The sequence below is a fragment of the Emticicia sp. MM genome, assembly GCF_001649495.1.
This window is the reverse complement of record NZ_LXHX01000058.1, coordinates 1-10,772: the sequence shown is the minus strand read 5'-3', so window position 1 is coordinate 10,772 and position 10,772 is coordinate 1. Positions and strand designations below refer to the sequence as shown.

The window sequence follows — 10,772 nt, the reverse complement described above, 5'->3', positions numbered from 1 at the left end:
AAGTGTAAAAGAAAAAAGGAAGTATTGGGGAAATACAACTTTTATGCTTTGCATATTTTTTGGGTTAATTTCCTTGGCATCTTTAATGAAAAGTCAAGCCTCTCACTATTTTTATCCTGCGGCTCCTTTTTTCTCAATAATAATCGCATCGGTTTATACTCATTACAGCAAAATATATCAAAAACAGCTTACTAAAGTATATATTTCACTGATTCTATTATTAGTCATAGTAATTGTAAGTATCTTTATTACTCGTCGAGAAGTGATTCAACGTTTAGTAAAAATAGATGATTTTGCTATTGAAAAAACATACGCAAGTACAGTAAATAGAAACCTAAAAAAAGGTGATAAAGCATTGCTTATTGATTTTGGCAGCTTATTTTATTTTCATTCTCATCAATACCCGAATGTTCCGTTCATAAATACTGAAATGCAAACAAGCGATTTCGTTAAAAAACATACCAATATTTATGAACAATCATTGAAAGATACCTCCTTAAAGCTTGTATTATTTGGATTCAGAAGTTCAATAATTGATGATAGTACCAAAGTAAATACCCCTGAAAATAAAATAGCCCTTGAAAAATTAAGGTATGAATTAAATAAGAATTTTACACTCGAAACAGATTCAGTTTTATACATAAAACTCTGGCACAGAAAAAAAACAAAGTAGTTAACCAATAAAAAATATTAAATTTGAATTATTCCAATAAAAATATGCTCCTCTCTGTTCTAATTCCAGCTTATAACGAAATTAACAATATTGAAAATATTCTAAAGAAAATAGAGGAGATAGACATTCCAAAGGAAATAATTGTTGTTGATGATGGCTCAACAGATGGAACGAGAGATTTATTAAATAAGCTAAAAAGTGACACAATTAAGGTAATTTTCCACGAAAAGAATCAAGGGAAAGGCGGAGCAATAAGAACTGCAATTAATCATTCCACAGGCAATATTATAATCATTCAAGATGCAGATTTAGAATATGACCCACATGATTACTACAAGTTAATTCCAGAAGTTGCCAACGGAAAAACGAAAGTAGTTTATGGTTCGAGGTTTTTAAATAAACAAAATAAACACTCTTATTTCTCTTTTTTCTTGGGTGGACAAGTAGTTACGTGGATTACAAATATCTTATATGGTCAAAATTTAACTGACGAACCAACTTGTTACAAAGTTTTTGAGGCAACACTTCTAAAATCAATCAAACTGAATTGTACAGGATTTGAGTTTTGTCCTGAGGTAACTGCAAAAGTTGCGAAATTAGGCTATAAAATACCCGAAATTCCTATCAATTATTATCCACGTTCAATTAGTGAAGGTAAAAAAATCAATTGGAAAGATGGCGTTGAGGCAATCTGGGTACTTCTAAAATATCGATTTGTTGATTAATTCAAATAAAAAAAGCATGACTATTAAACAACTAAAACTTTTTACAGTATCTTATTTACTTATTCCTAATATAATTTTTATTCTAACTTGGTTAAATCTTATTTGGGCAACTTTAGGATTTGTGGCTGCAGTATTTTCTTTTTATAGTTTTTGGAAAAATACAACTAAAAGTCAAGAAGAGGTTAGTGCATTGAGGCTTAGTAAAATAGATGGAAGTACTATATTTTATTTAATTATTTTCACATTAGTTTTAGGAGTATTTTTTAGTTTAGGAAATTTTGGTTTAGGGCAATCTTATGATTATTTTAAGCATAATACCATTGTTAAAGAATTAATCAAGAAACCTTATCCTATTGTTTACGAGAACGAAACTCGCTACGGAATCTTAAACGAACCTGCAATTTTAGGTTATTACATGGCCTATTATTTACCAACTGCCATTATTTGTAAGTTTATTGGAATGGGTCTAAGCAACATTCTTCTTTATATATGGGGTGCCATCGGTATTTTTATTTCATTTTGTTGGTTATACTTTCTAACTCCTAAAAATCTCAATATCATCTTAGTATTTATTCTCTTTCTTTTAGGAGCTACATTATTTAAACCATATTTATACGCCCATTATTTATTACAAAATATAGTTTCACTACCAATTATCCAATATTTTATTTGGCCTTCGGGCATTTCATTCAACTTAATCAATATTCATTATTCACCACAACACCACATTGTTACAACGGTTGGGGTATTTTTTGTTTATTATGAAAGCTTTATAAGAAAGGACAATAAATTCATACTTTATTTTATTTCGCTCTTGCTTATGTGGTCCTTTTTAGGAGCATTTAGTGTAGGTATTATTGCAGGATTCTTGGTTTTATATCGAAGATTCGCCAATTTCTTTAGTCTTGCAAACATTTTAGGGGGTGGAATAATTATCTTCATCATGGCCACTTATTTCCTCGCTCATTTCCAAGACAATAGATTTTCAGGTTTTATTTGGACTTTCTCCGATATTTCTGGCTATTTATATAATAAACCACTCATTTCTATTTTAGCATTAATCGGCTATTGTCTTTTAGAAGTAGGCATCTACTTGTTTTACATGTATCGTCTTTTTTCCTCTAAAAACACTTACAACGACAAGCTAATTCTTTTATACTTCTGTGCGGCGTATTTTATTATTTCTCCACTTTATCGAATTGGATTCAATAATGATTTGGCCATGCGTCTGATAAGTACAATCAAAATATTGATTTTTGTATTATTAATCAGCACTTATTCAGAAATGCTAAAATCAAAAATATCAATTAATTTTTTGAGAGTTTACATGATATTTACAGTTATTCTTGGCATTTTTAGTAGTATGACTACCCTCAAATGGGATAAAGTACCATCAATTGCAGAGAGTCCGACTATCAATAAAGCTGATATTCCACAAGAAATTTTCTTACAATATTTTGCCAAAAAGAATTCATTTTTCGGGAAATATATAATGAGTCAAGAATCTTCTCAAAAAAATAATAACTAACCAATTAGTAGGTAATTCAATTTTTCGTAAAATTGCATGGATTACCTATTAATTACGAATGAAACATATAAACTCTAGAAAAATACTCCCGTATTTATTCATTCTACTTTTCTCACTAGATATCTCTGGTCAGAATAATTTAGTCGATATTAATTCTTTTGAGTACACCAAAGGAGCATTTAAAAAAGGACATTCAGGTGCAGAAGTTATTCATATTCCTAAAGGTCAAAGACCACTTCCATCGAATTACTTAAAATGGCGTTATAGACATAGACATTTGAGAAGTTTTAAGCGAGGAGCGTCATTTTTAATTCCAGAAATAACCTTAGAAAAATTTGGTCGAGAAAAATTGGGTAGACCTGACGGTTTATTTGTAATGAGTAAAAATGAAATGGATGATTTGATTACCAAGTCAAGTGGAAATCTTAATTATGTTGAAAATCAACTTGGAATACCCCAAAATTCATGGAAAAATTCAACAATTATAAGAATTGATATTCAAAAACCTAAAAAGCATCATTTAAGAATTCCTTCTGGCAATGAGACGGGAGCCAATGAATTATGGATTCCGGGCGGTAAACTACCTAATGGATATAGAGAATCTGTAATCGACCAAGTTCCTCAGGGTAAATACAAAGAAATAAAGTTAAACTTAAAATGATTACATTTTAAGTTTAAGTATTTTTTGTTCGATTAACTTCCAAGAAAAATAAGCTATCACAAGTGTAATAATTGATAGAACCAAAAGGTTCAGGATACTTCCTGTGTATCCTAAGCTTACCATTGTATTTACAATAGGCATGTGATAGATATAAATACCATAAGAAATATCATTTTCATGTAAAAGCTTTTTACTCAAATCAGTATAAGAAAAAGCAAATGATAATGTCAGTAAAGATAAAATAGTGTTAGCAGTGATACCCCAGATATTTATTTCGTAATTAGTATCATAATACTTTAGCCAAAACTTGAACACAAGAACAAAAGCAGCGTAAATAAGTAACCATATAAGGACTTTCTCTTTCAATATTGGAAAAATTATATCAAAGTTTTTGTAAATGATGATTCCAGTAAGAAAAAAATGAAGATAATTGATAACCGTGTTGTTAAATAATTTCTCATAAACAACATTTTCTGTTAATAATGGACTAATATGAACATAATATTTAACCAAAATGGATATTATGAATAAAATTGCAAGTAATAAATTGACGTAAATCTTTTTTTGGGGAATATTGATAATGTACAAAAGTATTGGTAAAACTAAATAAAATTGGAGTTCAACAGCAATACTCCATAAACTTCCATTAGGATGGCCTGTCCCCCATTGTTTTAGTGATTCACTTGCATAAAACTGAAAAAAACTAATTTGTGCAATAAACCAAGTGATAAAATCTTTTAGGCTACCGACTTTTCCGAATGAAAGTAAAAGAATTGCCGTTATTATCGTACAAACCCAAAGTGCAGGAAAAATTCTTAGACTTCTATTTTTAAAGTATTGTTTTAAATTAAAATTATTTCTTTCGAGAGAATAACTAATTAAAAAACCACTAATTGTGAAAAATATGGGTACACCCGGAAAATGATATAATACGAGCAAATAATTGTAAACCTTCTCAGAAATATCAAAGTGAACAGCTCCATGCCAAATTAACACCTGAAAAGCTGCTAATAGTCTAATTAAGTCAAAATTATTGTTTCTACTTATTGTCATATACTACTTTTTTGAATCCATCATACATTTCTTGAGCAACATTTTCAGGAGAAAAACGCTTGATTATTTCTTTAGATTTTTCACCAAAAATTTTAATTTTATCTGGATTTTCAACAAATTTTTCAAATATGTTTGTTAATTCCTCTACACTATGTGGATTGAAAGTATAGCCATTTTGATTTTCAATAACCACATCGAAAGCCGACCCACACTTGTTAGAAACAATTACTGGCAAACCACAAGCCATTGCTTCATTTACAACTAAGCCCCAAGGTTCAGAATAACTTGGTAGTACAAAAACATCAGCCAAAGCCAATATTTTCGGAACATCGTACCAAGGTTGTCCGGCAATAAATTTTACACCTTCTAATTGATTATCAGACGCATATTTCTTTAATTTCTCCTCTTCACTACCATCGCCTAAAATAATCAATCCCCAGTCGGAGTTTGCCAAAGGTTTGTAGGCAGCCAATAAATTATCTAGGTTTTTTATTTCAATCAGTCTACCAACATATACAAAATTATACTTTTTTAGTTGATAGGATTTCTTTACTTCTTGGCGAGTTTGCAGAGCTTCTGTATGCACTTTTTCAATTCTTACATTATCTACAGAATTATTTTCCACTAGAATATGTTCGGGTTTCATACCCAATTTTAAAATATATTCGGCAGATTTTGTACCATAACAGAAGAAACCTTGTGCTTGAGATACAACAAATCTTTTGAGTGATTCTCTCCACCATACATTTGGGTTGTCGCTTTCGGTAGAATCAGATGAAATGACAATTTTAATACCCTTTAATTTACAGTAAAAAAGAACAATATTCATGGCTGGCTCATAATAGCCGGGTAAGTTTATAACATCAGGCTTAAACTTGTTTACCCAAAAGAGTGATTTCTTTACCCTTTGCCAAACTGTTGTATTTTCATAGAAGTCTTCAAACAAAATTTGAACATTATATTGATGAATACTATAATCAATACTACCAATTTTAGACCTAGTAAATTCATTAAGAGCTGTTTGAAGAACCAAAAGCTCATCATTTGGATTTTTGTCAACTACTTTTTGAAGTTCTGTGTAAATTTTAGCCTTATAATGAGCCCAGAAAAACTGGTGAATGATGAGCATTTTCATGCGTGAAATATTTATAAAATGAAAATAATTCAAGTCTTAAAACTGAAAAATTATTCATTTATTGAATTTGATGAATAAAATGATTTTTGAATCGTTATTAGAAAGTGTTGAAGAGCGTATCTTTTCCATTTTCTAATATTAAATCTTGATTTGTACAATTTTGATAAATTTTATCAAAAAAATGGTCACAAATTTAGTAAAATTTAATTCATAGACGATTAAAATTATTCTCTTTTCGAAGCTAAGTTTAAATTAAGTATATTTGTACAAAAAATATTTGTATGTTTATTTACCTTGATTGGTTATTCTTAAAATTCAATAAATATAGACAAAGTTTAGGATTAAGTTTTTTCTTTGGTGGATTACCGATAGTTTACTACCTAAGAGATGGTTTAAAATTAGCACCAGGAAGCTCGGCATTCACTGCGGGGTTTACTATTTTAAGTTTGCTAATCGCTTTTCCACTGAACCCAAAAAAACTTTATCAAACCAATACAATTGGCTATTTAATGTGCATTTTATATGCTGTGATGGCCTTATTGTATTTAGCAACTTATGCCCCTAATAGAGGATGGTTCACAAATACGCCCGTTGAAGTGGCCAACCAAATAGTATTTTTAATGGGGTTATTTATCTTCGCTGGGGTTTCAATTAACGACCTAAAATCTACATTTTTATACTTTACGTTATTCTTTTGTACTTTAGGGGGCTTGAGTCTCTTATATTATATTGCAAGAAACCCAGCCTACATGTTTGGAATGCGAGCTGCCATTAGTTTTGGAGATGATGGTGGCATGGCTTCAATGGGGAATCCACATATTTATGCAAAAAGTGCTTACATTGGTATTATTTCAGGTGTAATACTTCTAAGAAATGAGGCAAGAATAATTTGGAGATTGGCAATTATGGCCTCCGTTTTAGTATTAATTGTTGTGGTTGGCTTATGTCAAGCAATGGCAATGGTATTAGTAACAGGTATTTTCTTCTTTCTATATGTTGTTACCCACATTAAACTTCAAAATATCTACAAAGGCCTAAAATGGCTAATGGGCTGGCAAGGTTTATTAATATTTTTTATACTCCTTTATTTTGGATTTTCTCTATGGACAAACCAACATTATAAGGGATACATCATGGTAGCCTCAGATATTATCTTTGAGCGTTTGGAAAGAATTGTAACTAGCTTTTTTACCGATTCTGACGCAACTGCTAAAATCACTGCTACTGTTGATGCCTCTGCTTCGACAAGGGTTGTAAACATCACAAATGTTTTCAAAAATCTAGATAAAAACATTGAAAATGGAAATTTATTCCCCATATTTTTTGGTCATGGTTACCAAGAATTTTACGTGGACTCTCCATTTATTGAAATGTTTCATGATTTAGGAATCGTGGGTTTTTTAATTTTCCTAACTCTTCATTTAATTATCCTTAAATGGATTTGGAAAGAAATTTTCAATCCGACATGTGATTTCACACTCATGCTTTCTTACTTTTTCTTGGCAACTTTGATACAAAACTTCACCTTCGGGATGCCTTATGACTACGGAAGGTGGTGCTCAATGGCTTTTGTGGCAAGATTCGCCCTTGAATACAAAAAAGTACCCAAATACAACCACACAATTTTGACTAATCAAATCAAAGCTTAGGCATGGTTATTAAAAATAGCTTGATAGTAGAAAAACTTGAAACAAATAAAAAAGTAATCTTCCTTGGTTTGCTGGTCATTTTTTTGTGTCAATTATCATTCTGCTTTTTAGAAATAAAGAATTTTACTGAACCACTAACTGAAAACTCAGGAACTGATGTTGAGCAATGGGAAAATATGAGTTATTACCTTGCCGAACACTTATTCTTTAAGCCCTATCCACAACTAAACTTAACGAATAATGACTACTTCTATCCGTATGGAGGTACACACGTCTTCCAAGGTTGGTTTTTAGAAGGTAATTATTTCTACGCTTTTTTTTACAATAATTTTGGGAATGGTCCTTGGCTAAATTATTATTATGCTCTCAGCATCTTTCTTGCAGCCCTAAGCATTTTCTTTTTGGTTGGATATTATTGGGATTTCAAAAAAAGCCTTTTGGTGTCAATTTTGGTTACTTACCTAAATTTTCATGCAATTAATCGTTATCCGCATCACTTGGCTTATTGTATAATTCACTGGACAACCATTAGTATTTTTCTTGACTATATTATCTTCAAAAAATTCATCAATAAAGAACCCATTAGCACACGTTTACTGATATTCAAAGTAATGATTATGTGTTTAGCACTTGGGCAAGATTTATCTTACATTTTGGGATTTTCTTTAAGTTCATTTTTCTTTGTTGCCATTACTATTCTTGGCTATTGTATAAAAAAGGATTATCGAGCTTATTTTATTGATGTTTTAAAAAAAGGTGTAAAAGATTTTAATAAAAATATGTTCATAAATGCAAGTATGATACTTGTATCTTTCATTGCATTATTCTTTTATTTACCGATTATTATTCAGGTTTTTACAACAATAAGAAAATTTCATTTTGATAATCCTTTTTCAGGAGGACATGGTTGGAATTTGCCACTTAGAATCTTTCTACCCTATTTCCCTAACTTTAGTGCCCTAAATAATCCATTTCAAGGTCTATTTAACGATATGCCTGAAGGTATGGGTTCTATGAGTCCGGGGATATTTTGTTTGTTGATTGGCCTATTTGGTTACTTATTTTCAAAGAAAAAAGAAAGGCTTCTCATATTACCTTTTGCCATATTTTTTTTACTTTCAATCATTAATCATCCAATAAACATACCTACATTACAATGGTTACCTTGGTGCATGCTTTATCGCATTCCCTCAAGATTTACGATGATTATTCCATTTTTTTGCAGTTTTCTATTGTTAGGTGCAGACTTAAAAAAAAATCAATTAAAGAAACATATATATTGGATTGGTTTACTCACTATCATTGGCTTTTTAGAAGTCTTTACAGTTTACAAAGCAAGAATTGAAAGACCAATCTATCATTTTGATAGTAATTTTAATGCATATATGAATTATGTAAAAAAATTACCGGGTGAAGCTGTACTCGATTGGCCCTTTTGTGTGATTGGTGGAAATGGTATTGGTAATGATGAAGGACTTTGCCCGATTTACAACAAAACTAGTGGGGTACATGCATTGAAAAGATTTCACCACAAAAAAGTAATTGGGTATTATTTCGGAAGACTACATCCAACATTGATAAAACCATTTGTAGATGCAGGTTGGGGCAAAATGTCTGTTCCCGATAATAAAATTTGGAATGAATCTACTAAAATTACCAATAAATTCACGCCGGAACAATGGTCATTTTTTACACAATTCTATCAATTTAATGACTTTGCTGGAATAAATTTATATATTGACCTTATACCAAAATCTGAAAAGGAAGAGTTTTATAAGAGATTTGGTAAGCCTGTTATGCAGACAACTGTACCGATAGCTGGAAGGGTGGTATTTCTAAAGAAACCTAAAGAATGGTTTATAAAAGAAGATACGATTAAGGGTAAACAATTAAAATTTCAGTGCGACTGTAAAAAAAACTAAGTCCATTAAATTTTATTTACTTGATTTGATTTTTAAAGTTACTCCAGGAAGAACAATGGTACTTTTTAAACCATTCCATACCCACAACTCACTAACTTCCACTCGATAGTTTGTGGCAATTTTAAAAAGAGTTTCTCCCTTTTTTACAATATGTTTTTTAAAGAGTTTTTCGTCCTCGAAGTCTGCTTTTTGAGGGGCTAAATTAGGTTTAATTGATGTATTCTTTCTACTTTCATCAAGTTCTTCATTAGTGCTGGCTGTTTTATTTTCAGAAACCTTGGGCAAAGATAAACTTTTCAGATTTTCTTTCTTGACTTCCTTTGTTGAAGGAATCTTAGTATTCTCTGTTTCCTTGTTAATTAGAGTTTTTGTAACTTCGGTTGGCAATATTGTTTTTTCTTGAACTTCTTCAATTGTATTGTTTTCTTCTTTAGACAGCTTTGGAGTAACAATATCTTTTTCTGAATTTTTTATTTCAACAACTAAATTTTCTAAAACTTCGCTATTTTCTTCAGGCATTTCAATATACTCCACTGGTTTATTTTTTGGTCTTGTAGTTTGCAACCAAATTACCCTTCCCCTTTGTAACTTTTGAATTGTTTCAAATCTATTGTAGTCTAATAAATTTGCTAATTTCACTCCATACATCTGAGAAATATCCCATAATGTTTCTCCTTCTCTTACCACATGAAAAGGAACACTTGCCTTACCAGCCTTGGATTGAATATAATATACTTGACCAACTCTCAGTGGTTCCGTTTCTTTTATATCATTGTACTCTAAGAATTTTTCAATCGAAATACCTGCTTTATAAGCCATCGTTACCGGAATATCACACATATCAGCTTGAAGTCCTGCGATGTCATTGATTACATAGAAGACCCCTCCTTTATTTCTGGTTTTGATATTATTTTCCTCTCTCTTCAAGATGGGAAAGCCGAGGTCTTTGGCGGGTAAACCAATTTTTCCAGTTAATTCAGCTAATGTTCTTACTTCTGTGTACCTACTCGAAGGCACTACAACCAACACGTTACAATCTGTATCAGGTACTTTGTCAGTATTCAACCATTTATTGTATTCGAGAAGTGTCTCTGGCTCTACTTTTAAATCCAAAGAAATTTTATTTAAAGTCTTTCCTTTGCTGTAAGGATATTCATAAATAATTTTTGGGTCTGTTGGTTTATAAGCAGGAAATTCCCTTTCAATAGCTAATTTATATGCCAAAAACTGCAAAATTGCGGAATAAGCTGGACTATCAAGCACTACAAATGAATTTTCAGCCCATTTTTTATTGACTTCCAGCATGGATAGAACTTTTTTGTCAGCAAGATGGGAGAATAGTGTAGCACCCCAATTCCTGTATAGCACTTGATTTCGTTTAATACACAATGCCGCACCTTTTGTAGAAGCAATTAAATGTTTTCTT

8 protein-coding genes and 1 pseudogene are annotated in these 10,772 nt (G+C 31.0%); 6 read left to right on the top strand and 3 right to left on the bottom strand.

Going from position 1 to position 10,772, the window contains the following annotated elements:
* The 4 genes and pseudogenes from A6M55_RS07540 to A6M55_RS07525 form a co-directional block, all read left to right on the top strand.
* Positions 1–673, top strand: a pseudogene (locus A6M55_RS07540) (hypothetical protein); the annotation flags it as partial.
* Between the two features lie 44 nt (positions 674–717).
* Positions 718–1,398: a glycosyltransferase family 2 protein gene (locus A6M55_RS07535; protein ID WP_015030744.1), complete on the top strand. Its 681-nt coding sequence runs from the start codon at positions 718–720 to the stop codon at positions 1,396–1,398.
* Between the two features lie 16 nt (positions 1,399–1,414).
* Positions 1,415–2,926, top strand: a complete 1,512-nt coding sequence (locus tag A6M55_RS07530; RefSeq protein ID WP_064197115.1) for a hypothetical protein — start codon at positions 1,415–1,417, stop codon at positions 2,924–2,926.
* 58 nt (positions 2,927–2,984) lie between these two features.
* Positions 2,985–3,587 (top strand): hypothetical protein, encoded by a 603-nt coding sequence (locus A6M55_RS07525; RefSeq protein ID WP_064197114.1) that lies wholly within the window; start codon positions 2,985–2,987, stop codon positions 3,585–3,587.
* On the opposite strand, the gene A6M55_RS07520 is transcribed toward A6M55_RS07525, so the two are convergent.
* Both A6M55_RS07520 and A6M55_RS07515 read right to left on the bottom strand, forming a co-directional pair.
* Positions 3,588–4,640 (bottom strand): acyltransferase, encoded by a 1,053-nt coding sequence (locus tag A6M55_RS07520; protein WP_064197113.1) that lies wholly within the window; start codon positions 4,638–4,640, stop codon positions 3,588–3,590. It lies immediately after the preceding gene.
* Positions 4,627–5,775 (bottom strand): glycosyltransferase family 4 protein, encoded by a 1,149-nt coding sequence (locus tag A6M55_RS07515; protein WP_015030740.1) that lies wholly within the window; start codon positions 5,773–5,775, stop codon positions 4,627–4,629. Before A6M55_RS07515 ends, A6M55_RS07520 begins: the two co-directional genes overlap by 14 nt.
* 281 nt (positions 5,776–6,056) lie before the next feature.
* On the opposite strand from A6M55_RS07515, the gene A6M55_RS07510 reads away from it, so the two are divergent.
* Positions 6,057–7,424, top strand: coding sequence for a hypothetical protein (locus tag A6M55_RS07510; RefSeq protein ID WP_015030739.1), 1,368 nt, complete (start codon positions 6,057–6,059; stop codon positions 7,422–7,424).
* Positions 7,425–7,426: 2 nt separating this feature from the next.
* Positions 7,427–9,346 carry a hypothetical protein gene (locus tag A6M55_RS07505; RefSeq protein ID WP_064197112.1) on the top strand — a complete coding sequence of 640 codons (1,920 nt, stop codon included), beginning with the start codon at positions 7,427–7,429 and terminating at the stop codon, positions 9,344–9,346.
* Between the two features lie 12 nt (positions 9,347–9,358).
* Here A6M55_RS07505 and A6M55_RS07500 read toward each other — a convergent pair.
* On the bottom strand, positions 9,359–10,772 hold a 1,414-nt coding region (locus A6M55_RS07500), incomplete at its 5' end, for a LysM peptidoglycan-binding domain-containing protein (protein WP_156511004.1).

Bases quoted from the DNA above. Each gene is read 5' to 3' on its own strand.
- A6M55_RS07515 (WP_015030740.1), bottom strand. From the start codon at position 5,775: ATGAAAATGCTCATCATTCACCAGTTTTTCTGGGCTCATTATAAGGCT.
- A6M55_RS07530 (WP_064197115.1), top strand. From the start codon at position 1,415: ATGACTATTAAACAACTAAAACTTTTTACAGTATCTTATTTACTTATT.
- A6M55_RS07505 (WP_064197112.1), top strand. From the start codon at position 7,427: ATGGTTATTAAAAATAGCTTGATAGTAGAAAAACTTGAAACAAATAAA.
- A6M55_RS07535 (WP_015030744.1), top strand. From the start codon at position 718: ATGCTCCTCTCTGTTCTAATTCCAGCTTATAACGAAATTAACAATATT.
- A6M55_RS07525 (WP_064197114.1), top strand. From the start codon at position 2,985: ATGAAACATATAAACTCTAGAAAAATACTCCCGTATTTATTCATTCTA.
- A6M55_RS07520 (WP_064197113.1), bottom strand. From the start codon at position 4,640: ATGACAATAAGTAGAAACAATAATTTTGACTTAATTAGACTATTAGCA.
- A6M55_RS07510 (WP_015030739.1), top strand. From the start codon at position 6,057: ATGTTTATTTACCTTGATTGGTTATTCTTAAAATTCAATAAATATAGA.